This is a genomic window from Dyadobacter arcticus (assembly GCF_011762185.1).
In the GTDB taxonomy this organism is placed as follows: domain Bacteria; phylum Bacteroidota; class Bacteroidia; order Cytophagales; family Spirosomataceae; genus Dyadobacter; species Dyadobacter arcticus.
The window spans coordinates 342,496-364,316 of the sequence record NZ_JAASQJ010000003.1; the positions used below are offsets into that span (position 1 = coordinate 342,496).

Consider the following 21,821-nt stretch of genomic DNA (forward strand, 5'->3'; position numbering starts at 1 on the left):
TTTGATTAAAACCTACGGGATTGGGAGGGTTATGGATTAAAAATTGGGAAGTTAATGGCGATTTGATGCAACAATGCTAGAAATTGTACTTACTTCCAATGGTCGGATATGCCTGGAAAGCGCCCGGATTTCCCAAGATGTTATAGTAAACGCTAATCCTTGAACCCACTGAAAAGCCCTTCTTTATTTTAAACCAGACCTGCGGGTCGCCGTAAAAAGCAAACTTTTTGCCTCTCGGGGCGGGATCTGAGATTCCAGGATTGTGATTTTCAGTAAACGCCGTGAAACTGCCTTCCATAAAAATCCGGTAATTCAACAAGCCCCGACCCAAGTAAAATGTGGCTTGCGCATCATGCGTAGCAGTTTTAAACGGATTAAAGCGATACGAAGCAGCGGCGTTGAAAAATGCTTTTTTCCAAACAAAAGGGTAACTGATTCCAATACCATAGCGATTACCGATATGATATCCGAAGGAGGGCGAAGCGATCCCAAGGCCACCTGAATACTGCAATGCAAGATACACCTTGGGCTTCCAGAATTTGATGGTTTGTGATACCTGCATGAAAACCTCGCCCATATTATGCTGATCGCCGCTCAGAAACGATTGGGCTTTGAAAAGAAATGATCCGGTCGAAACAGTATCGAGGTTTTTGAAATACTGAAAACAGATCATTGGAAAATTCTTCCGGTTCAACTTTGGATCGACCGAATGCCTCAGGTCATAATGCAGCTGGATATCCTGGGCGTTTGACGCAATGCTCCAAAGACAGAGAAAAATCAAAGAAAAACGTTTCATATTTTAGCCGGATCTTAATGATGAATTGATGGGCCAAATGTCTTTTCATGAAACTTGGAATGCCGTAATTCCGGCGTAAAAATTGCGGAAACGTGAAATCTGACTGATTTAAAAGCTTTTATGAACATTACCGAAGAGAAGGCGTTTATCGATTTGTACACGAAAGCATTTAGAAGATGTTTTGGTAGCCCTCCTTCCGTGCAACTCAGCGAAGCAGAAAGCAAACATTTTTCGAATGCCATTCAGGAACAAACGGGATTGATCGTTGGCTGGAAAAGCATTAAAAATTACTCTTTGTATATTCTAGAACCGGGAAGCGCCAAGAAGGAAAATCCGTCCCTGGCAACATTGGATACGCTTGCCCGATTCGTGAATGCCGCGCCCAAAACGGATGAATTGCTTAGAAAAAAGAATGAATCACACTATCCTTATTGGTTTACCCATCTTGAAAATTCCCGAAACTTAACCGGTCTCAGGTCCATTGAAAAACCCGCTACAACACCTACTTACCCAAAAATATTGCTGATGACAATCTCAATCCTGGCCATTGCAGCAGTCTTTTCTTTTTATATATTTTCTCAAAAGACAGCAGATTTCAATGAGGATTTTAATCAGCTGAGCGAAGATTCCCTCTCAGCCCATGGCTGGATATTGCGTGATAGGGAGCCTGTTTATTGGGGAAAAAGAAATTTCAAGCCCGGGCATTTGACGCTTTTTACACAGGAAGGCGACAATTACATCTCCGGCAATCAAAAAGCACATATCAATAATTTTTTGTTTCGGGAAACAGTATCTGAATGTTTTAGTACCGAAGTCCTTTTTACTGATTTTATTCCTGAACATAACTGGCAGCAAGCGGGTATTCTGCTCACGGAAGATACTTTACCAAACAGTAAAAATTTGAGATTAAGCCTGGCTTACAATGATTTTTTCGGAGGATATGTCAAGCCGGGTGAAATTATTATCCAGGCCGTTTATGATGACGGCGATCCTGTAAGAAAACCGGAAGAGCTAACCCACATGACACTTTTCACCAATCAACCCGCCAATCAGCAGATTATCCGCCAAAATCTGGCCAAATCGGCGTTAAGGATTGAGAAAACGGGTTCACGCTTCCGGCTGCTGCATGCTTCCGGGTCTCCAAGCCTTTTCGCTTTGAAAGAGATATTGGAGAAAGAAATAGACTTCTCGCCCAAGTACGCAGGTGTATTCGCGCTGAAAGGTTTTGTGCCGGAAACACCTGTCAAGCCGGTGCGTATTGATTTTTTCGGCATGAAAAAACTCGATTGCAATTAGGATTTTGTTCAAATCCCCAATATAATGCCACCGCCCTTTTCCTGATAGGCTTATCTGGAGCCGCGTTTTCATCATTGATCGGAAATGCTTCAGTCGGAGGGACAGAGGGCAATACAATTAGGAATGAGGCGCCAGGCTCTTTAATGCATAGATAAGCTGAAAATAAACGAACAATACGATGTCGACGGAAAGTCATGAACATATTGGCCGGCGTTCGTTCCTGCAAAAGGCCGGATTGGTTACGTTAGCTGGCGCTGGGGCTGATTTGACAGGTTTTCAATTGCCTTTTTCTCCAACCATGAAAAAAATAAAGATCACCAATGTTGATTCCAATTTTGAAAGGGAGCCGCTGAATCCTTACCGATTCAAGGGGAGCGCCATTACGGATAGTTGGCAAAGCATTGCGATGCTGGAATCGGAATCGGGTATCCGGAAAGTGGGGCTGGGAACGCAGGGCGTGCTTTTGGTCTGATTCGAAGGTTTTTGCGGCACATTCTGAAAGTGCGGGAAATGCATTGATGTATGCCATGAGCGAGCGGGCGCTGCAAATGCTGCGGGGTACAACATTCACCGATCCTGTCCAATTATTGGAAGATATGCTTCCGGAAGTGCTGGCTTATGGTAAAAAAATAACCGGAAATCCTGACCTGCGTAAAACGTTTGCCCTGAATGCCCTGGTTTGTGTAGATAATGCAGCCTGGCTCTTATATGCGCAGGAGAACAATATTACCCAATTCGATGAAATGATACCGGCGGCTTATAAGCCTGGCTTATCTTATCGTCATGAAAAGGTGGCCAGCATTCCTTCTTTCAGCGTGGGAACTACGGCCGAAAGAATAAAGCAGGCCGCGGATGAGGGCTATTTTATTTTAAAATTAAAAACGGGTGCTGCGGGGACACAACAGCAAATGATCGAGAAGGACATTGCTTTTCTCACATCCCTGCATAAAACAATCGGTCATTACGAAACACCATATACCCAGAACGGGAAAATACCTTATTATTTTGACATGAATGGCCGTTATGAAAAGAAGGACACCCTCCTGCGTTTCCTCGACCATGCCAGGAAAATAGGCGCTTTTGACCAGATAGCAGTCATTGAAGAGCCTTTTGAAGAAAGCAATGAGGCTAGTGTCGGTGATCTGGGCGTTCGGGTTGCAGCTGACGAAAGTGCACACACCGTTGAAGATGCAGCACATCGCATTGAGCTAGGTTATTCTGCTATTGCTGTAAAAGCCATTGCCAAGACGCTTAGTATGACGATGAAGATTACGCAGCTTGCATATGAAAAAAAGATACCCTGTTTTTGCGCCGATCTGACTGTAAACCCGATTCTGGTTGATTGGAACAAGAATGTTGCCGCCCGTTTGCAGCCTTTTCCCGGAATGTCCGTCGGCTTGCAGGAAACAAACGGTCATCAATACTACAAAAATTGGGACCGGCTGATGACTTACCACCCGATGTCAGACGCGACGTGGATCAAGACGCAAAAAGGAGTGTATTTAACCGATAAATCATTTTACAGCGCCAGCGGAGGAATACTGGCACCGTCTGCTCATTATGAAGGGCTATTTAAGGGTTAATATGCGACTATTAACCTACAATTGCCTCAACGTCTCAAAAATTTTCTCGTGTGGCTGCGTGCCTTCATATGTTTTTACAAGATTCCCCTTCTTGTCGTAAATGGCTATGTATGGGAATGAACGGATCTGATAATACTTCTGAACAATCGCCGAATTCCCCTCTGTTCCTACTTTGAAGTTGGAGCGAGATGCAAGGCCATATTGGGTCACAAAAGGTTTTAACATATCCATTGCCTGGAAAGTGACCATCACCACCTGTTTATTGGCAACAACATTATAATTCTTGACCAGATCCTTGGTGAAATCCTGGCAATGGTCGCAGTCTGGCGAAAAATAGATAAGCACCACCGGACCTGGTACAAGCTGAGAATAATTATAAAGCTGGCCGTTAGTAAGCCTTATGGAAAACGGAGCTATTTTGTTAGTTCCGGTCGTCGATTGAGCAAAGCAATTGAATAGTGGGCCAAGAATTAAAAGCAGGACGAAGAGCTTGCGGTTCATATTAAATGCGTATTTGTTTAATAATTAAACGCAAGATATCAATCAGAAATGCTATCCAGCTACTTTTTCATTTACTTTTTTCAAAATATTCTGCAATTGGTGCGTGTGTCTTTTGGAATGACTGATGATGAATATCAGCCATTCCAGCCGCGTTAACTCGCCCATCTGCGGAAGCGGGAAGCTCGTGCAGGTGAGGGTCAGGTCTTCCGTTGCTGCCAGCTTGGTAACCTCGTGCCGCTCTTTTTGAAAAGCCTGCAAAAGCGTCTTCTGATCATGAGGCCCGTCTGATGGGATGATAAAGTCCGGTGATTGCAGTTTGGTGCTGAAATCCAGAAAAATTCCTTCGATCATCGGGACTTTTTCATCGGCCGCACGTTTTGTATCGGCTGTTTTACCCATTAATACATCCGGTAGTCCGGTTTCAGATTTAAGGATGTGTTCTACAACCTGTCCGGCAGTCCAGCTGCCTTCGAAGGGAACCGTATTCACTTGTTCAGGTTCAAATTGAGCAAGCGTATGCGAGAAACCGGCCGTCGTCTCATCCAGCATTTTGACAATTTCGTTGGTTTGCATGATTTTTAGTTTGTTGATGATCAATCGTTTTCAGATAATGCCTTTATTCTTACCAATGCTTTATCCCAAGCTCCGGACATATAATCAAAAAATTCGCTGCCCATATCGCATTCAATGTCGAGACGGGACCCAGAATCAATTTTTGTCAGCCAATAACATTCCTTATAACCCTTGACACTTTGGGCTAGCTCACTATCGTAATCTTCCAATCCGTCCGTTACCACGCCATTGTATTGTACGATCAACTCCTGGCCAGGAATATTAGAGGCGACTACGCCTGCCAGACCACTTTTGGTATCGTCTATGAAAATGGCTTTGCTTCCTTCTTTCCAGTCGGTGATCGCAAAATTACCTTCTCCAAATTCAGCAAACCATTGTCGGGTGTATTCATCGGTGGTCAACACGCTCCACACTTTTTCCTGGGAAGCATTGATGTCGACAGATTTTTTAATCAGCATATTTTCCATTTTTCGATATTGTTTATAGTTTGTAATGTTTAAGCGTAAATATTTTATATCGCAAGAGATACTTCGGACTCTTTCTTATGGTAATAGAAATAAGAAGCTCCCAGTAATACGAGGCCTACAATTAACCCACCCCACATTTGCACGCCATCGCCAAAAGCAACATGTGAGTAAAGTGCTCCAAACATATCATAAGCGAGGCCAGCATACGCCCATTCCTTTATTCTTGGATAACCGGGGATAAGGATCGCAATGATTCCCAGGATTTTCATCACACCGAGAAAAGGAACCAGATAAGTTGGATAACCAATCCTTGTGACGTGCTCCACAGCTTCCGGTGCCGAAATCGCGTCATAAACCGAACCGATACCCAACATGACGGAAAGCAGGCCGGTTAATATCCAGTAAATTATTTTTGTTTTTTTCATTTTTGGTAAGTGATTAGGTTAGATATGATTAAATATTAAATAAGATAAATTAAATGCCGGTAAAGACTATACGATGGTTTACCAATTGGTTCATTGACATAACGTGAGCATCATCTTTCATCACTTCCGCATGATATCCGAACTCCCTCATCAACCGGATCAGGCTTGCCGCGCATACTTCTTCCCTGGAATTCACACATAACACCTTATCACAATCTTCCAGATCGAAAGTAGCGGAGCAGCCAATAAATGTTCGCTGGATAAGATCTATAAGCAGGCGTGCCTGGTTTTGCAACGCAACATTCGTCTTAAAAACTTCGGTCATATACGGTCGTGTTTAAGGTTTTGTCAAAGCGATTTCCATTAAATGTGTCCAGGAGTCTTCCATGCATTGTTCCCAGACTCCCGTAAGCGTTTTCATATCTGCGCTGAATATTCCATTGAATCGGAGCTCAGAAGAAAGAATGGTCCATTGATCCCCTTCTAAGCGACCGTGCATAATGCCAGATTCCCCCTGATCGTCAAAATGCTGCATTGGATATAACTCGCTCAAGGGATCATAGCCTATCACTTCAATGCTTTGTTTCCTTTCATTCCCCATCATCACATCAACGGTATGCAAAAGAAAAAACCCGCCGGGCAGCCACTCATAAGTGTCTGTCCCGTGGAAATAGACAGGTGGGTCTCCGGGCATGGCTTGTAAGGTACCCGAGGTGTTCCATTTCCCTGCAAATGCATTCAAACGACGAAGTTCTGGTCCCGGTTTTTTAGCTTGGTTCTGATCGTCCATGGCTTTTTTAGTTTGCTGATAACCATTACAAATGTGCGTCGGAACACACATCTTCAACACTACAAACTAACCAGGATAAAACCAAAAAAACGGACGGGATTTGCGACATTTTGAGGGGGGGATTGTGACAAAAAAGGCGTGTTATTCGCCTGGAGAAAATGATTAATCTTTGCCAAAGTAAATTTCAATAATCAGCCTTGCAAATCAGTGACTTTACGGAGATAGTTACGTCTAAGTAAATAAACGATGAGTACAGCATACAAAATCCAGGATCAATCCGCACCGCATTTTTTGACTTTCCAGATTATTGATTGGGTGGATATTCTCTCGCGAAAAGTATATAGGGATATCATCATCGACAGCATGATATTTTGCAGGCAAAGGAAGAAATTGAAAGTCTACGCCTATGTAATTATGACGAATCACATGCACGTGATCTGGCGTGCTGGAGACGATAACCTATCGGATGTGATCAGAGATTTTAAAAAATTTACTGCGAGGAAGATCATTGAAACCATTCCAGATATCCTGGAAAGCCGTGCGGATTGGATGCTGAAACGGTTTGAATTTTCGGCGAGGAAGAATGCAAGGAATAGCGTCAATCAATTTTGGACGCACGAGAACCATGCGGTTGAATTGTTTTCGCCCAGGTTTATTCAACAGAAACTGAATTATATACATCTCAATCCGGTTAGAGCGGGCTGGGTTGAAAATGCGGAGGATTATCTGTATTCGAGCGCGCGGAATTATGCGAATTTGGATGCGCTGATGGAGATTGAGTTTGTTTAGCGGTGGAAGGTTGGCTATTGGCCGGTGACATTGTGCTAGTGCGGTCTGGAGACCGCTGTTCTCACGACCGTAGTTGAAAAACTACGGTCAACAGTATCGTTGGTCGTAGTTTTTCAACTACGACCCTGCGTCACCCGGTCTCCAGACCGGCTAGCACAACGCCACCAACTAACCTTCAATTCCCCCCAGTCCCTTTCGTCCCTACCAAAAACGACGGCGGCACCGCCAAAACCGCCCCATTATCAAACTGATCAGCCCCAATATCAATACCGCCAGTTCTGGCAGCACCATCATAATCTTTCAAGACCAGTTCACCCAACACTTTCCCCATCCCAATTCCCAAACTGCCAGAAGAGAGATGAAACTGCGCATTCAGCTTAGGGTCGGAGTTCAAGCTATTGCTGTCGAAACCCGAATTCGCTTTCCAGTTGGCGAAATCTTCAAACTCCGCGTAATCATCTTCGCTAGTATCAATCCTATACTGCATGGTGCCTGGCTTGTAATAAATATTGTTGCCGATCTCATTGGTACCTGTCAGTTTTCCCCGCAGCCGTGCCATTCTTCCGGCTGCGGCGGCTGTTTGGACAAAAATATTATTACCTACCCTAATATTGCGGCAACCGGGATGTCTATCGCCACTTGGCGTGCCGTAAATTTCCCCTCTCGATATCATTAACGCGGAACTTCCTTCTGCGCTGGCCACATTAACCAGCGTATTATTATAAACCTGGGCACCTGACGCGGCATACAAACCCAATCCCTCACGCTTGGTATTCACCACGATATTATTGCGGATGATCACATTAATACTTTCGTAGTAGTCAGGGTTCGTCGTGGTATTGAACCATTCGCTGTCGGTATCGAGATAACCAGCGACCAGGCCGCCTTCTCCGCAATTCATGATCAGGTTTTGTTCAAAAATGCAGTCTTTGGCCCCACCTTTTGCATAAAGTGCATTTGTGGCAATGTCGTGGAAGTAGCAATTACGGACAACCATGCGATCGGCGTTGACATTGTCGATTCCTTCCGCATTCTGGGCTTCCACGTTGGCGGGCCCGACGCCTGAACGATAAATTTCGCAATTTAGAATATCAATATCCTTGCATCCGGGCGTAATTTTGATGCAATCGCGGCCAGTATCATGGATTTTGCAATTCAGGATTTTAACGTTGGAGATACCCTTTTTCTTATCGTAGGGGACAGAGCGATCGTCGTCCCAGTCGCTTTCAAATTTAATGCCGTAGTAATAGCCGCCAATAATTTCCAGGTTTTCCAATGTGATATCTGTTGTCCCTGGTTCGCGAAACCATAGGCAGCTGGCAATGTCTTCCACATTTGTAACTGCTTTAATCACAGCCCATTCACCAGGGTAGGAATGCATTTTGATATGCGAGGTCCTGAATTTTATTTCCTTGCTTTCATAGGTTCCATTGCGCAATATGATCTCAATGCCTTTGTCGGGATCGGCTTGATCAGCTGCTGCCTGGATTGTCTTAAACGGCTTTGCTTCGCTACCATCATTCTGGTCATTGCCATTGGGCGAAACGTAGACTTTTCCGGTTAATGTACCAGGTTCTTCATCGTCTTCATCGGTGCCGCATCCGGGCGGCGCTTGTGGACATCCGCAGGCGGTTGCGTCGGAAGAGCATTCATCCGTTTCTATCGCTTTGTCCTTACAGCCAGTGGTAAGAAAAAGGAGCAGGATTATCCAAGAGAACAGTGATACTTTCATTTGCCAATATTGTATATACTCATTAAAAATGCCTTGCTGATGCGGGTTGCAGCTTTTTCACAAAGATGTCCCTGTCCTTCGGGCGCATCCACGCCTTGACCTTTACTGGGACATGAAGCGGTAGAACGATATTCGTCGCAAATTGTCCAAACTGAGCCCAATTTGCAGCTTCCGTTATTAGATTCAATGGCTTCGAGATCAAAAATCACGTCCTTGTCTTTGAATGTATCTTTCATCCATTGGGCCATATTCATTTTGGCTGCGTTGCCTTCGTCTTTGGTTGCAATGTAAACCAATGGCGGCGTGACATGCACGAACCTTAGGCCCGGAATCTGATTTCGTAAATCATCGATCATTGTCTTGTATGCTACTTTTACCTCATTCACATTATCGTCGGTGATGTCCGCATATCCGAATTTAAAAATGGCGATTTTAATGATAGATGCGTGGGCCAATGCATTCTTTTTGAACTCTGCAATTTTGTCCATTGGCATACCATTCGATGCGCTAAAAACATTGCCACTCAATCCCTTATTGGGCTTTTCGTTCATGTCGAAATACTCGAAGCGAAAGCCGTTGGCCGATGAACCATCTTCCAGGTCGGCGCCCACAGACTGATGCATGAATATGGTGTTCCAGCCTTTGATCCTATCTTTTTCAGACGAGGAAAGCTGTTCCCAGGCGGTAATTCCATCTGTTCCAACGATGCCAGGCTGTCCTTTGCCGGGATCAGTACCTGTTGCGGGGCCGGATGGTCCTTCGGGGACATTGGGGGTGGGATCTTCATTTGCCGACTTAGAGCAGCCGAGAAAACAAAGTAAAAGTGCAGATAGAATGAGTTTTTTCATGGAAATAGTTCGATTGCGGTTTCAGATATCCAAAACTATCCCTGCTTGTGGCTGCGGCCAATGGCTGATAGACCAACGACATTTTAAATAGACCAGTGACTAAACTTTTCAGGATTTTACTGGAAAGTCTGTTAAATTTGGTATCATAACTTACTCAATTTCCCCCCTTGATGAATGCTCCCGACGCTTACAATTGCGTAATCATCGATGACGATGAAATAGATCGGTTGACAACGCAGATGTACGCACGAAAATATCCTTTCCTTAACATTACAGGCGTATTTTCGTCGGCAGAGGAAGCAGCGTTGAAGTTGGGGAAAGAATCGGTGGATGTGTTGCTTACAGATATTGACATGCCCGGCTTGAATGGACTAGATTTCAGGGCTACCATGATGCAGGTCCCCGTTTGTGTTTTCATCACCTCTTTCCCTGATTACGCTGCCGAAGGTTTTGAAGTGGAAGCATTTGACTTTCTGGTAAAACCCATCAAATCAGAAAGATTTGAGCATTGCATGCACCGTGTCCGGAATTATTTTGAGCTGAAAAGGAAAGCGGAGCTGTTTGAATACAGTTTAGGTAGCGGCAATACAATCTTTATCAAGGACGGGCATCAGCAGATCAAGCTTAATCTGCACGAGATCGTATATCTGGAAGCGTTAAAGGATTATACACGCATTGTCACCACGACCAAAAAATATAGTGTTCTGAGTTCGATTGGCAATTTGCTGCTTGAATCGGCCTTTCAATCTTTCCTTCGGATTCATCGGAGTTATGCAGTACAGCGGCATTTCATAGATCGCGTAACGCCACAGCAGGTTTACGTTCGCGACTATTCGTTACCGGTCGGGCGAACTTTTAAGGATGCGCTTCTTAATTTGAAATAACCCTAATTATGACGGTCCGGCTGCTCATTTTTTGCCTGCTTATTTCTGTCTCACCGGCATTTTCGCAAAAGCAAGGTCAGGACCTGATTGATTCATTGGTCAGTCGAATCCCAAAAACGGTTGACGATACATTAAAAGCCAGGCATTACAACAGAATTGCGCAAGAGTATTTCTTTACAGATACGGATAAAGCCCTCCAATATTCGAAACTTGGCCTTGCACACGCAAACCGTATGCATTGGAATAAGGGCATTGGAGCATTTTCCGCGGCTATCGCCCGGGCCTATGGTGACAAAGGAAATTACGATTCCTGTTTGTTGTATAATCAGCGTGCCTTAGCGATCCAGCAAAAAGAGAGCGATGGCAGGAATATCGCATCGACCCTTAACAATATGGGGGTTGCCGAGCAAAACCTGAATTTCAATTTCCCAAAAGCCATCGAATATTATTTGAAAGCAATGACCGAGGCGGAGAAACTAGGCGATAACTATATGATCGCAGTGGGCTATGACAATATCTCTCAGGTTTATTTTGGTCAAAAAAATTTTTCCAAAGCACTAAGCTATGCGTTCAAAGGGCTAAATATCAGAAAAAAGCAAGCTAATACCGACAGAAGCAATGCGACGCGCGAAGTAGCCAATTCTTATTCAAGCATAGCCTCCATTTACACGGAAATGAAGCAGACTGAAAAAGCTAAAAGTTATTATAAACAGGCGATTGCCATGCACGGGCAGGTCGGAAACAAGGAGGGCCTTGCAAAAGCGTATACCAATTTATCGTCACTTTCGGCGGATTTCAAAAATAAAATAGAGTACGGCCGCATTGCGGAAACACTTTGGAATGAATTCAATCCGGCCGATGGCGTAACCAATCTTGGCAATCTAGGGAACACATACCTAAATCTGTTTCGGAACGATTCATTGGGAAAGTCGCCTTATCCAAAAGCCTATTTGATTGCCAAGGCAGAGCATTACCTCAACAAGGCGATTGCAATAAGTAAGGAGGTCGATGACATAGATAACCAGTTTTATTTTACGGGCGTCTTGGCCGAACTGCAGGCTTTGAAAGGAGATTACAAGAACGCCTATTTGAATTTCAGAAAGTATCAGTCCGTACAGGATTCGCTTTTTTCACAAGAGAGCAAGAATAAAATTGCTGAAATGACGGGCGAGCGCGAGATCGCTGTGCGTGATAAACAATTGGAAATCAATAAGCTGGAATTTGAAACACAGAAAAACCAGCGCATCGCCTTGATAGCCGGAGTTGCGTTGCTCGCGGTGATAGGAGGTTTGTTATTTTGGCAAAGCAGAACACGAAAACGCACGAATGTTCAACTGCTGCACCTTAATAATGAACTCGACGAAGCCAATCAGGTGAAGGCGCGTTTTTTCGCCATTATCAGTCACGATCTGCGGAGCCCGGTAGCTAACCTAGTTAACTTTCTGAATTTGCAAAAGGAGGCGCCTGGCCTGATGACGGCGCAAACCGTCGAGGCGCATCAGAAAAGAATCGGCGATTCGGCAGAAACCTTGCTGGAAACGATGGAATCCATGCTTTTATGGAGTAAAAGTCAGATGCAGCAATTCAAGCCGCAGGCACGACCAGTTCAGGTTTCCGGGGTTTTTGAATACATCCAAAAATTCTTTGCCGGTACTACCGGAGTTACGTTCACATTCGAGAATCCCTTAAAGCTGACGGTTGTTACGGATGAGGATTATTTGAAAACCATCATGCAAAACCTTACCAGCAATGCGGTGAAGGCCTTAAAAACAACGCCAGACGCATATATCCGCTGGGAAGCCAAGATGGAGAACGATCAGATTATTTTAGGAATCACTGATAACGGGCCGGGAGCTTCCAGCGAACAATTGGACGCGCTTTACACCGATCAGGCTTCGATCGGTATAAAAACGGGATTGGGCTTGCACCTGATCCGAGATCTTGCCAAAGCAATTTCCTGCAAAATTTCCGTCGCATCCGATGTTGGCAGCGGTACCGTTTTCAGGTTGACCTTTGCAGAGTGAGCTATTTAGAGTTGCTGGAACATTTTCATACATCCGGTCTGGCTTAGGGCTGCAAGAAAATAAAGCAATGTCACTTATCTTTTAAAACCCGGAAATATAAATGGGTGGCCGTCTCGGTTTCGACTGTTTTTAATCTTTCCAGTTCAATGTGCCCCTTTCCTGATTGTTCAAATAACCTCGTGCCGCCACCAAGCAACACAGATATTAATTGAATGTGAACTTCATCAATCAGAGATGCACTGATTAAAGCCTGGCCCGCTCTGGCACCACCCATAACCCACACATTCTTCTCGCCTGCAATCTCTTTTGCCTGATGCAATGCATCTTCTTGTCCGTCAATGACATAGACAAACCCGTCCACCCGCCGTTTGGGAATGCGGTGCGTTACTACAAAAGCGGGCATATTGAAGGGGGAGGAACTAGCCCAAGCCCCTTCAATTGCAATTTCATAGGTAAATCCACCTACAATCACCGCCCCGCATGATGCGACATGTTCAGCGATCGCCTGCGCATCCCGCTCATCTTTTGAATTGAAAAGCCAGTCGTGCAAACGCATACCACCTTCACCCATTGGCGTTTCCTGACTGATATTCGGGCCTGCTATGTATCCGTCCACGGACATCGACATCGTCAATATTACTTTTTGCATATACAATGCTCAGGAAAGCTATTGTGTCACATGTAACTCATCGCCGGATAATCCAGCAATCTTCTCCAAAGCGCGATCTGGCCGATAATGTTGGCTTCACGGTATATGACGAATGTAACAAAGTCGTAAAGCGGAAAGCTCATGTCAGGAGCCATTTCAACCTTCTCATCAAGTTGCTCATCCGTCGCAGAGATTAAGGCGTTTTTTAGCTGAGGAGTGATAATGTCCCAATCTTTTTTGAAAGCTTCCAATAATGGATAGGTCACATTATCCTGGACACCCTTATTATCTTTAAAAAGATCGTCGGCTTGTTGTGTCCCTTCAATCTGAAATTGGCGCGCCAGCTCAAAACGCTGCTCTACCAAGCTACCCGTGAGCCACGCGATGTGGTTTGCCTTAGTATTCAGCCTGTTATGAATGTCATTATCTGAAATCCCTTCCAGGGCTCTTTTGAAAAAGTCAGTTTGCATGTCATAAAGAGAAATGACCGCATATAGCTTGCTGCTCGTTGGATTTTCCATGATTTGCTTGTTTTAGTTGAATACTACGCTTATGCCTCAATTACAGACAGAATATTCCCGGCTGGATCTGTAAACCAGGCAATGACGGGACCTTCGCCCCTGGAAATGTTATCATCGTCCGTTTGAAGTTCTGGCGAATCGTAGCTTTCAAATTTGACTCCTTTATCTTTCAATTCCTGAACCGTTTTCTCAATGTCCGCTACTTTGAAATTCAGGATTGTGAATGTGGCAGGCTCGTGATTCGGTTTTTCATAAATCATAATGTTATGGCCTCCAGCAAGGTGTAGGCCAAGTACCATTTCCTCCATCTCGTCGGTCACATCCAGTCCGAGGATATCACCGTAAAATGCTTTTGCTTCTTTAAGATTATCTACCGAAAATCCACTGAATGCTTCTGTTTGTTTGAACATGGTTTCTATTGTTTAGTTGTTGATAAATGAAAATGCTTGTTAAGATCCGGACGCCGGAACAACACTCACGTCTAGTTCCGGTTTCGCTTTCCTGTATATGTTGGAAAGCTTTTGATAAGCGCCCGACTGCATGGCCAATAAGGTCACGAGCAGCCCGACAATGCCAGTTACAATGAATAAAAGTGCCAAACCACGGTCTGTACCCGTTCCAAACCAGGAACCAATCAGGTTTGCCCCAGCGCCAGTGGTCATGAAGGGAATGAAAATAAACTTCGCGATCGGACCAATCATAAATGCCGTCATAGGCGACGCGGCTTGCTCGACACTTTGCGCAAAACCAAAAACCCGGCCCTGCCTTTCGTGGGGTATTACTTTTTGAAGAATAGTCTGTTCTGTTGCTTCTACGACCGGGATCAGGCATAAGTAGGCGAACATTCCTGCGCCCAGTAACACAATGGAAGCCTGGATTGGGAAAATGATGGTTATGCACCACATCACAATGTTGGATAAGAAAAGGGTGCGCAACGGCATTTTTCCCAATCCTTTTTTGGCTACTACTATTCCGCCAATGATAAAACCGAGGCTAAGCACCCCCCACAAAATCCCCCAGGTTTGCACGGACACCATTGAAAGCCCGTAAGCATCCATTAAGGACATGAAAACACCGCCAAGGAAATTGTTGAATGTGTTAAAGAAGATCAGCCCAAAGAGACCCGGCACCATGCCCACTACTCTAATGGTACCACGAATGTCGATACTGTCAAAATGCGACTCGGTATGGACAATGCCTTTTTCAGGAATGGTAATGGTCAGCAGGTGGAGCAGGACGAGAATGGTAAGGCCCGATGCGAGAATTAACATCCATAAAATTCCCAAGAAGCCGATCACGAGGCCGCTGAAAATGGAGGATATCAGGAAAGCAACCCCGTTTACTGTACCTACCATTCCATTGGCTTTGTCCCGCACATCTTCCTCAACCAGAATGGTTACCACTGTTGAAAGTGCTATTGACCGGATATTACCTGTTATGGCTCCAAAAAGGCACAAAATAACAAGTGTCCACAAACTAACGCTGTCATCATGTCTGAAAATCTCATCGGGTGTGATCAGGTAAATGACTAAGGCAATCGTGTAGAACAGCAATGTAAGTACCCCTGAGATCATCATCGAGGTCTTCTTTTTATATCGGTCTACAATGGACCCAAGAAAAAATCCTGAAAATGCCACGGTTGCGAGATACACCCCCGCCATGACTGATGTAGCAATCACCGATTTGGTTTCCAGGTACACCCAAAACGTAACCGCAAACCACACGAAATTGTTGGTAAGTGACGCCGCAAGCGAGTTTGCCAGAACAGCGTAAAATGTTTTCATGGTTTTTTCCATTTCCATATCACAAAATTAATACATGAAGATCGCTAATAAGGTGGTAGTATGCGCCAATTAAAGGGTGGGATTGTGCCAGCAGGGGCAAAAAAAATGCAAGCAACCCTTTTAGGATGCCTGCATTACATTATATGTCTAAGGAATTAGCTAGGGCTTCATACGCTGTGGCGTCGCCGGAGTTGCTTGCTGCTGCTGCACAGGCTGTGTTGTCGTCCGGGGCTGATTGGTATTTTGTTGCGTTTGCCTTGTAGTTGTTGTCGTCTGCTGGGCAGGAACTGCAACATTGGTTTGCTGGCCCTGGTTATTAACAATTGGCTGCGTTTGCTGGGCAGGTACTGTTTGCGTCTCCTGCGTAGTGATGACTTGTTCTGTCTGTTCAGTCTGAACTGGTTGTGTAAAAGCCGGGTCCTGAATGACTTGCTGATCCTGAACGTTTGGGTCAGTCGTTTGGTTTTGCTGGACACCCGGGGCAGCAGGTGTCGGCGCTGGCGCTATTTGTCCAGTTGGTTTCGGGTTATAACCCGCGTAAGGGTTTGTTTGTTGTCCTGTTGTCGTTTTCGGAACTTGTCCGGTTGGAGCAGGGCGTCGGATCTGCGCGTTAACCTGGTCTACTGATGTAAAAAAGACCATTGTCGAGAATAATAGAGCGCTTATGAATTTAATGTTTGTGGATTTCATCTCATGCTAAATTTTGTGTGTAACCGATAATATTACCGATTACGAAGGTAGCTACTAAAATTATTCCACAAATAACATTGGATAAAAACAATTTCCCCGACCAGAAATGCAACCTGCAGATTTGCATAATCTTTTTTGGGTCGGGGATTGTCCTTTCATAGCAAATAGATTTTAGTAACGGTCCCAGAATGCTGGCGGCTCTATGCCCAGCGCCCGCAGGTACACATATCCCTGAGCGCGGTGATGTATCTCATTATCAACTAGATACAGAATTGTGGCAAAGTTTTGGTTCTCGTACATGCCAAATGCTGCCTCGGTTTTCTGAAAACGTTCTGCGGTGATTTGAGGCCAAAGATGATCGATATATTCGGTAACAAGGTCCCAAAGTTTCAGAACTTCGGCCTTGGTCGGAGGCGGCGGGGTGGAGGAGTTCAATTCCGGATCGCTGAATGTCCATTCGCCAAAGGCTACTCCGCGAATTCCGGGCGCTGCAAGTCCGATCATTTCCATGGAAAGCTGCGCGAAAGTCCGCATACCACCAATAGAAAAACCATAAAACTGATCTTCAGGAAATGCTTCAATAGCCTTACGGGTAAGTCGGCGATGCCCCTGCCAGTGGTCAAGTAATGCTTCCTGCGAAATAACATTTGCAGAAGTTTCGATCTCGTCAGTCTGATTGCTGTTAGTTTCCATGTCAAAGGTTTTTTGTTTAAAGTTTGATAACATGACAAACTAAACACACGGTAATGACAGCAGTATGTCAGCAGCTTTTCAAAGAATCAAAATTTTATCCCCCTCCCTTTTCCTTTCCTCCCCGTCCTCCCTTTTTTCAAACCTCCCACAAACTATCAGTAAAAAAAGCTTTACAATCCATGAAATGCTCCATAACCGTGAATCCATTGTTTTCAGCAGCATTTTCGATTTCACGTAATGTATATTTCTTCGAAAGCTCAGTCCAGATCACCTCATTTCGTTCAAAAGAATAAGACTGCTGATTTTCCTTCACAAAAACATTTTGAGGCACAAGGCTGATCAGATAACTCCTTACTTCACCATTTAAAGGATTATAATGGGAATAAAAATCAAACTGATTGGTCTTGAAATTCCCGCCGAGTTCACGGTTAATGCGGTGTAAAAGATTGATATTAAATGATTTGGTGATTCCCTTAGGATCGTCGTAGGCGCAACGGATGGTAGCCGGATTTTTTTGCAGGTCAAAGCCGGTCAGCAGCTTATCGCCCTTTTTCATGCTGCCCCGGAAGTCCTTCAAAAGATTGTTGACTTCATTTGCCTCATAATTGCCAATATTTCCGCCCAGGAAAAGGTATAAGGCCGGCACCGATGTATGCGAAAGCTCTTCCATCATGGAAAAGTAATTGCCGATCATTGGATTGATTTTGATTTTGGGAAGATGTTTAAGCATGCCCGAAACCAGCTCCTCAATGGCTTTTTTTGAAATGTCAATCGGCACATAGGTGAAGTTAGCCCCTATTTCGACGAGCTGTTTGAGTAACTGCCGCGTCTTGATCCCGTCACCCGCGCCAAATTCCACAATGTTGAAAGGTTTATCAAAACCCAATCTTTCGATAATCCGACATCCCTGAAGCGATAAAATTTCAAACTCGCAGGCGGTAGGGTAGTACTCCGGCATTTTCATGATATCCTGAAAGATGCCGCTGCCGATATCGTCGTAAAAATATTTAGAGGAAATGTGTTTCAGCGGAGCAGTTAAGCCTTTGTGAATATCCTTTGCAAATGTAGTGTCTGTCATAAACTATTTAATATCAATTACTTAGCCAACCTGATGCCAGTGAATTGCCAGCGCTCCCGGGCATGAAAAAAGTTTCGGTACGTTTTCCGGCTGTGACCGGGAGAAGTTCCCACGGACGCGCCGCGCAGTATCATTTGGTTGATCATGAATTTACCATTGTATTCACCCACCGCACCGGGCGCTTTGGTAAAGCCAGGATAAGGCAGATAGGCACTGTTTGTCCATTCCCACCGTTTCCCCCAATCCAGGTTGACAGCCGCAATCTCCCACTCAAATTCCGTCGGCAGTCGCATTTGTTTCCATTGGGCAAAAGCAGAGGCTTCAAAAAAGCTGATGTGGCTAAGCATTGCATTAGGATTCACTTTTTGCAATCCATCCAGCGTGTAATAATGCCAAACACCATTTATTTTATGCCAATACATGGGCGAATTCACCGCATGTTCATTCACCCATGACCAGCCTTCATCGAGCCAAAGGTTAAAATCCTGGTAGCCACCAGCTTCCATGAATTCCAGATATTCCTCATTGGTTACCAGCGCTTTGCTGATCTCAAATTCATGCAGATAGACTTTATGGGCACCAAGCTCATTATCAAAACAAAAGCCATCACTTGCAAACCCAACATCATATACGCCCTCCTGGATTTTCAAAAAGCCGGACTCGGTATTGGTGGAATCTACCAGATTATGGCCGGATTTGTAAACAGGAAATAACGGGTTGTGACCCAGAATGTATTTGATATCAGTTACCAACAATTCCTGATGCTGTTGTTCATGATGAAGCCCTAATTCTACCAATGTCAGCGCCTGTGGATCGTCCAGTTTTTCCAAAAGCTCATCCATACATCGATCCACATGTTGGCGGTATGCATACACAGCTTTCGTCGTTGGCCGCGTAACATTTCCCCTGTCAGTTCGGAGGGTGCGTTCTCCGACATTGTTATAATAACTGTTGAAAAGGTAGTTGAAATCGGGATCGTAAACCTGATAATTGGGCAGGAAATTTTTAAGGATAAATGTTTCAAAAAACCATGTTGAATGAGCTAGGTGCCATTTCGGAGGACTTACAAATGGAACTGGCTGCGGTACATAATCTTCTGTTTCAAGTGGGGCGCAAATAAGCTCGGAATATTTTCTAACACTGTTATAAGCTTCCCTAATGCTGCTGGTTTTCATTAGATGAATGTATTTTTAAATCACTAATCGTCTTAATATTCAAGGATTGTGCCTGCGTTTTTCGCATCATCAACGCATATGCGTTATTAAATCCGATCGGTTTGAGCCATCGCAGTTTATATTGGGTTAGAAATTGAGCTTTTACATATTCAAACACTTTCTCCCGATCACCAGCCAGCCCTTCCATCACTGCTGAGGAAGGTTTAAGCAAAACCAGCAATCCAGTTCCGGTATATTCAGGATACATATCAATTTCACCGTTTGTCAAAGCATCAAAGCAAATTTTTGTCCCGCCGAGACCGGTTTGGCTGACTGTTTTTAATTGGGTATTCCCTTCAATCAATTCTTTAAACATCTGGATAAGGATGTACTGCTCTGCGAAAATCTTCGAACCAAGCCTAATAGTACCCTTATTTCCATTTAGAGGCTTTTTGTAAAGCCCTTTGGACAAAAGAAAATCATGCGCCACTTTCTCAGGGCTTTGTTTGAGGTAGTCTACCCGATAGTTTAAATCCGTCATCACCGAGTCATTAATTTGCCCGGAAAGCAATTCCAATGTCGGTTGGAGTTCGGGAAATTTTTTTAGAATATCCTCCCGGATAACAGCAGAGGCAAAATAAGGCGGGAAAATATGTTTATCGTCTTTCAGCGTAATCAGGTTATAGGCCTTCAATCTCCCATCGGTGCTATACCCGCTGATCACGTCAATCTTGTTTTCAAAAGCGGCCTTATACATTACCGCATCGCTGATCACAACAGTTGGAATATCTAAATTATACTTTGATTTCAAACCCAAATAACCGTCCTCGCGACCCATAAACTCCGGCGTGAAGCCGCCGAGTATTTGATTTTTGGTATGAGGAATAATGTAAAAAGATGAAAGGATTAAAAGTAGCGCAGGTAAAATCACTGACACTTTGCGCATTCGTTTTACATTGGCCTTCTGTATCCGGGAAAGTAGAAAATCAAAAAAGATAGCCAGTAATGCAGCAGGAATCGCGCCAGCCAGGATCATATTGGTGTTATTCAATGCAATACCTCCAAAAATAAATTCACCCAAGCCACCCGCAGCGATGTAAGCCGCCAATGTGGCCACACCCACATTAATCACCGTTGCGGTTCGAATCCCCGCAAGAATCACAGGCATCGCCAAAGGCAATTCCACGCGAAAAAGTACCTGCCATTTATTCATTCCCATTGCCCGTGCCGATTCGGTAATAGCCGCATCCACACCAATGATTCCCGTGTAAGTGTTTCGGATGATTGGAAGCAATGCGTACATAAAAAGTGCGGTAATTGCAGGCAATGCGCCAATTCCCAACAATGGTATCATAAAACCAAGCAATGCAATGCTGGGAATGGTTTGTAGGATTCCGGCAAATCCCAAGATAAACCAGGCCGCCTTACGTTTCTGGGCAATCCAAATGCCAAGAGGTAATCCAATAATTACCGCGATTAAAAGTGAAATGCAGGTGAGCCCAATGTGCGCGAGGGTCTGGCTCCACAGCTTATCCGACTGTTGCGCCATAAAACCCCATAAGCTTTGACTGGTCTCCATTAAATGTTATTTTTTATCTGATTGAAGGCAGTTTGAATCGATGATTGGGTTCCAATTCTGACTTCGCCGTTTTGCAGATTCTTTATAGCTATCTCCTTTACGTTACGCTGTGAAAGCAACTCCATCCCTTGCCACAAACTCTGATTGCTTTCCAATACATTATCAGGCATGCTATCTGAAACGGGCAGCAAATGCCATATATCTTCAAATTTCAGAGCCGTCAGTTCAAGATATAATCGCTGATTTTCGAAGAAAGAACGTACGAAGTCATTGGCAGGACGAAATAATAGGTCTTTGGCGTCGCCTGATTGCACAATCCGGCCCTTATCCATCAGGCAGATCCGGTCACCCATTTCAAAAGCCTCCTGCACATCATGCGTCACGAGAATGATCGTCTTCTTTTTCAGTTCGGGCAGGTTCACGAATTCTTTGCGGACGGCTGCGCGTGTGACTGGGTCCAATGCGCCAAATGGTTCGTCCATTAATAGTACCGGCGAATCCGAGATCAGCGCCCGTGCAACAGTAACCCGCTGCTTTTGTCCGCCGCTTAATTCATCAGGATATTTATCGCCAAATTCCGCCACTGGGAGTTTCAGTTGATCCAGCAATTTTTCTGCATGTTCACGGATTTTCACCTTATCCCATCCCAATAAGCGAGGGACGACTGCTATATTCTCGGAAACTGTATAATGAGGGAAAAGGCCATTGTTCTGGGAAACGTATCCGATTGTACGTCTTAATATTTCGGGTTGTTGCTGAAAAATGTCTTGCCCGTTGATCGAAATGCTGCCGGAAGTAGCCTCAATAAGCCGGTTGATCATTTTTAATGTCGTGGTCTTTCCGCAACCGCTGGTGCCGAGCAGGACCATCGTTTCACCTTCTTTTACCGTAAAGGAAATGTCAGCAACTGCCTGTATATCATTGAAATTCTTACTGAGTTTTTCGGCAACGATCATACAAATATT

Annotated in this window: 23 protein-coding genes and 1 pseudogene; 5 read left to right on the forward strand and 19 right to left on the reverse strand. The window is 44.5% G+C overall.

Annotation, left to right across the window (positions count from 1 at the left end; translation table 11 throughout):
* Positions 1-76: 76 nt before the first annotated feature.
* Complete coding sequence (locus FHS68_RS14915) at positions 77-796, reverse strand: DUF5020 family protein (RefSeq protein ID WP_167271471.1); 720 nt, start codon at positions 794-796, stop codon at positions 77-79.
* Between the two features lie 120 nt (positions 797-916).
* Here FHS68_RS14915 and FHS68_RS14920 point away from each other — a divergent pair, with 120 nt between their 5' ends.
* On the forward strand, positions 917-2,092 hold the full coding sequence (locus FHS68_RS14920; RefSeq protein WP_167271473.1) for a hypothetical protein: 1,176 nt from the start codon (positions 917-919) through the stop codon (positions 2,090-2,092).
* 178 nt (positions 2,093-2,270) lie between these two features.
* Positions 2,271-3,675 (forward strand): annotated as a pseudogene (locus FHS68_RS14925) (enolase C-terminal domain-like protein).
* A gap of 15 nt (positions 3,676-3,690) precedes the next feature.
* Here the strand turns inward: FHS68_RS14925 and FHS68_RS14930 are convergent.
* Genes FHS68_RS14930 through FHS68_RS14955 form a run of 6 tightly spaced genes read right to left on the reverse strand, consistent with a single transcriptional unit; the run spans position 3,691 to position 6,431 of the window.
* Positions 3,691-4,176 (reverse strand): TlpA family protein disulfide reductase, encoded by a 486-nt coding sequence (locus tag FHS68_RS14930; RefSeq protein WP_167271475.1) that lies wholly within the window; start codon positions 4,174-4,176, stop codon positions 3,691-3,693.
* 51 nt (positions 4,177-4,227) lie between these two features.
* Positions 4,228-4,749: a DinB family protein gene (locus FHS68_RS14935; protein ID WP_167271477.1), complete on the reverse strand. Its 522-nt coding sequence runs from the start codon at positions 4,747-4,749 to the stop codon at positions 4,228-4,230.
* Positions 4,750-4,769: 20 nt separating this feature from the next.
* The gene (locus FHS68_RS14940) at positions 4,770-5,216 is read right to left on the reverse strand and encodes an SRPBCC family protein (protein WP_167271479.1); all 447 of its coding nucleotides are present in this window, start codon (positions 5,214-5,216) and stop codon (positions 4,770-4,772) included.
* 44 nt (positions 5,217-5,260) lie between these two features.
* The gene (locus tag FHS68_RS14945; RefSeq protein WP_167271481.1) at positions 5,261-5,641 is read right to left on the reverse strand and encodes a DoxX family protein; all 381 of its coding nucleotides are present in this window, start codon (positions 5,639-5,641) and stop codon (positions 5,261-5,263) included.
* A 49-nt stretch (positions 5,642-5,690) separates the two neighbouring features.
* A complete protein-coding gene (locus tag FHS68_RS14950) occupies positions 5,691-5,966 on the reverse strand; it encodes a hypothetical protein (protein WP_208408323.1) in 276 nt (91 codons plus the stop codon).
* 12 nt (positions 5,967-5,978) lie between these two features.
* Complete coding sequence (locus tag FHS68_RS14955; protein ID WP_167271483.1) at positions 5,979-6,431, reverse strand: DUF1579 family protein; 453 nt, start codon at positions 6,429-6,431, stop codon at positions 5,979-5,981.
* A 246-nt stretch (positions 6,432-6,677) separates the two neighbouring features.
* Between FHS68_RS14955 and FHS68_RS14960 the strand changes: the two genes are divergently transcribed.
* The gene (locus FHS68_RS14960; protein ID WP_167271485.1) at positions 6,678-7,220 is read left to right on the forward strand and encodes an REP-associated tyrosine transposase; all 543 of its coding nucleotides are present in this window, start codon (positions 6,678-6,680) and stop codon (positions 7,218-7,220) included.
* Between the two features lie 175 nt (positions 7,221-7,395).
* On the opposite strand, the gene FHS68_RS14965 is transcribed toward FHS68_RS14960, so the two are convergent.
* Both FHS68_RS14965 and FHS68_RS14970 read right to left on the reverse strand, forming a co-directional pair.
* A complete protein-coding gene (locus FHS68_RS14965) occupies positions 7,396-8,952 on the reverse strand; it encodes a right-handed parallel beta-helix repeat-containing protein (RefSeq protein ID WP_167271487.1) in 1,557 nt (518 codons plus the stop codon).
* Positions 8,949-9,800: a hypothetical protein gene (locus FHS68_RS14970; RefSeq protein WP_167271489.1), complete on the reverse strand. Its 852-nt coding sequence runs from the start codon at positions 9,798-9,800 to the stop codon at positions 8,949-8,951. The genes FHS68_RS14965 and FHS68_RS14970 overlap by 4 nt, the downstream gene beginning before the upstream one ends.
* Positions 9,801-9,970: 170 nt before the next feature.
* Between FHS68_RS14970 and FHS68_RS14975 the strand changes: the two genes are divergently transcribed.
* Positions 9,971-10,684, forward strand: coding sequence for a LytR/AlgR family response regulator transcription factor (locus tag FHS68_RS14975; protein ID WP_167271491.1), 714 nt, complete (start codon positions 9,971-9,973; stop codon positions 10,682-10,684).
* An 8-nt stretch (positions 10,685-10,692) separates the two neighbouring features.
* Positions 10,693-12,708 (forward strand): tetratricopeptide repeat-containing sensor histidine kinase, encoded by a 2,016-nt coding sequence (locus FHS68_RS14980; RefSeq protein ID WP_167271493.1) that lies wholly within the window; start codon positions 10,693-10,695, stop codon positions 12,706-12,708.
* Positions 12,709-12,778: 70 nt separating this feature from the next.
* On the opposite strand, the gene FHS68_RS14985 is transcribed toward FHS68_RS14980, so the two are convergent.
* From FHS68_RS14985 to FHS68_RS15030, 10 genes are all read right to left on the reverse strand, one after another.
* Positions 12,779-13,357: a dihydrofolate reductase family protein gene (locus FHS68_RS14985; RefSeq protein ID WP_167271495.1), complete on the reverse strand. Its 579-nt coding sequence runs from the start codon at positions 13,355-13,357 to the stop codon at positions 12,779-12,781.
* 26 nt (positions 13,358-13,383) lie between these two features.
* Entirely contained in the window at positions 13,384-13,878 is a 495-nt protein-coding gene (locus FHS68_RS14990) for a DinB family protein (RefSeq protein ID WP_167271496.1), read from the reverse strand.
* Between the two features lie 29 nt (positions 13,879-13,907).
* Positions 13,908-14,288: a VOC family protein gene (locus FHS68_RS14995; protein ID WP_167271498.1), complete on the reverse strand. Its 381-nt coding sequence runs from the start codon at positions 14,286-14,288 to the stop codon at positions 13,908-13,910.
* Between the two features lie 39 nt (positions 14,289-14,327).
* A complete protein-coding gene (locus tag FHS68_RS15000) occupies positions 14,328-15,662 on the reverse strand; it encodes an MFS transporter (RefSeq protein WP_167271500.1) in 1,335 nt (444 codons plus the stop codon).
* Positions 15,663-15,821: 159 nt separating this feature from the next.
* A complete protein-coding gene (locus tag FHS68_RS15005) occupies positions 15,822-16,352 on the reverse strand; it encodes a hypothetical protein (protein ID WP_167271502.1) in 531 nt (176 codons plus the stop codon).
* A gap of 171 nt (positions 16,353-16,523) precedes the next feature.
* Entirely contained in the window at positions 16,524-17,045 is a 522-nt protein-coding gene (locus FHS68_RS15010) for a DinB family protein (protein WP_167271504.1), read from the reverse strand.
* 136 nt (positions 17,046-17,181) lie between these two features.
* Complete coding sequence (locus FHS68_RS15015) at positions 17,182-18,123, reverse strand: L-histidine N(alpha)-methyltransferase (RefSeq protein WP_167271506.1); 942 nt, start codon at positions 18,121-18,123, stop codon at positions 17,182-17,184.
* Between the two features lie 17 nt (positions 18,124-18,140).
* Positions 18,141-19,298, reverse strand: coding sequence for an ergothioneine biosynthesis protein EgtB (gene egtB, locus FHS68_RS15020; RefSeq protein WP_167271508.1), 1,158 nt, complete (start codon positions 19,296-19,298; stop codon positions 18,141-18,143).
* Positions 19,279-20,856 (reverse strand): ABC transporter permease/substrate-binding protein, encoded by a 1,578-nt coding sequence (locus tag FHS68_RS15025; RefSeq protein ID WP_167271510.1) that lies wholly within the window; start codon positions 20,854-20,856, stop codon positions 19,279-19,281. The genes egtB and FHS68_RS15025 overlap by 20 nt, the downstream gene beginning before the upstream one ends.
* Complete coding sequence (locus tag FHS68_RS15030) at positions 20,856-21,812, reverse strand: ABC transporter ATP-binding protein (protein WP_167271512.1); 957 nt, start codon at positions 21,810-21,812, stop codon at positions 20,856-20,858. The genes FHS68_RS15025 and FHS68_RS15030 overlap by 1 nt, the downstream gene beginning before the upstream one ends.
* Positions 21,813-21,821 lie beyond the last annotated feature (9 nt).

What these genes read in the sequence shown, in the direction of transcription:
- FHS68_RS14980 (WP_167271493.1), top strand. Translation starts at nt 10,693, where the DNA reads ATGACGGTCCGGCTGCTCATTTTTTGCCTGCTTATTTCTGTCTCACCG.
- FHS68_RS15015 (WP_167271506.1), bottom strand. Translation starts at nt 18,123, where the DNA reads ATGACAGACACTACATTTGCAAAGGATATTCACAAAGGCTTAACTGCT.
- FHS68_RS14940 (WP_167271479.1), bottom strand. Translation starts at nt 5,216, where the DNA reads ATGGAAAATATGCTGATTAAAAAATCTGTCGACATCAATGCTTCCCAG.
- FHS68_RS14975 (WP_167271491.1), top strand. Translation starts at nt 9,971, where the DNA reads ATGAATGCTCCCGACGCTTACAATTGCGTAATCATCGATGACGATGAA.
- FHS68_RS15005 (WP_167271502.1), bottom strand. Translation starts at nt 16,352, where the DNA reads ATGAAATCCACAAACATTAAATTCATAAGCGCTCTATTATTCTCGACA.
- FHS68_RS14915 (WP_167271471.1), bottom strand. Translation starts at nt 796, where the DNA reads ATGAAACGTTTTTCTTTGATTTTTCTCTGTCTTTGGAGCATTGCGTCA.
- FHS68_RS14990 (WP_167271496.1), bottom strand. Translation starts at nt 13,878, where the DNA reads ATGGAAAATCCAACGAGCAGCAAGCTATATGCGGTCATTTCTCTTTAT.
- FHS68_RS14935 (WP_167271477.1), bottom strand. Translation starts at nt 4,749, where the DNA reads ATGCAAACCAACGAAATTGTCAAAATGCTGGATGAGACGACGGCCGGT.
- FHS68_RS14965 (WP_167271487.1), bottom strand. Translation starts at nt 8,952, where the DNA reads ATGAAAGTATCACTGTTCTCTTGGATAATCCTGCTCCTTTTTCTTACC.
- FHS68_RS14955 (WP_167271483.1), bottom strand. Translation starts at nt 6,431, where the DNA reads ATGGACGATCAGAACCAAGCTAAAAAACCGGGACCAGAACTTCGTCGT.
- FHS68_RS15000 (WP_167271500.1), bottom strand. Translation starts at nt 15,662, where the DNA reads ATGAAAACATTTTACGCTGTTCTGGCAAACTCGCTTGCGGCGTCACTT.
- FHS68_RS14970 (WP_167271489.1), bottom strand. Translation starts at nt 9,800, where the DNA reads ATGAAAAAACTCATTCTATCTGCACTTTTACTTTGTTTTCTCGGCTGC.
- FHS68_RS14920 (WP_167271473.1), top strand. Translation starts at nt 917, where the DNA reads ATGAACATTACCGAAGAGAAGGCGTTTATCGATTTGTACACGAAAGCA.
- FHS68_RS14950 (WP_208408323.1), bottom strand. Translation starts at nt 5,966, where the DNA reads ATGACCGAAGTTTTTAAGACGAATGTTGCGTTGCAAAACCAGGCACGC.
- FHS68_RS14945 (WP_167271481.1), bottom strand. Translation starts at nt 5,641, where the DNA reads ATGAAAAAAACAAAAATAATTTACTGGATATTAACCGGCCTGCTTTCC.
- FHS68_RS15025 (WP_167271510.1), bottom strand. Translation starts at nt 20,856, where the DNA reads ATGGAGACCAGTCAAAGCTTATGGGGTTTTATGGCGCAACAGTCGGAT.
- FHS68_RS14985 (WP_167271495.1), bottom strand. Translation starts at nt 13,357, where the DNA reads ATGCAAAAAGTAATATTGACGATGTCGATGTCCGTGGACGGATACATA.
- FHS68_RS15010 (WP_167271504.1), bottom strand. Translation starts at nt 17,045, where the DNA reads ATGGAAACTAACAGCAATCAGACTGACGAGATCGAAACTTCTGCAAAT.
- FHS68_RS14960 (WP_167271485.1), top strand. Translation starts at nt 6,678, where the DNA reads ATGAGTACAGCATACAAAATCCAGGATCAATCCGCACCGCATTTTTTG.
- FHS68_RS14995 (WP_167271498.1), bottom strand. Translation starts at nt 14,288, where the DNA reads ATGTTCAAACAAACAGAAGCATTCAGTGGATTTTCGGTAGATAATCTT.
- FHS68_RS14930 (WP_167271475.1), bottom strand. Translation starts at nt 4,176, where the DNA reads ATGAACCGCAAGCTCTTCGTCCTGCTTTTAATTCTTGGCCCACTATTC.
- egtB (WP_167271508.1), bottom strand. Translation starts at nt 19,298, where the DNA reads ATGAAAACCAGCAGCATTAGGGAAGCTTATAACAGTGTTAGAAAATAT.
- FHS68_RS15030 (WP_167271512.1), bottom strand. Translation starts at nt 21,812, where the DNA reads ATGATCGTTGCCGAAAAACTCAGTAAGAATTTCAATGATATACAGGCA.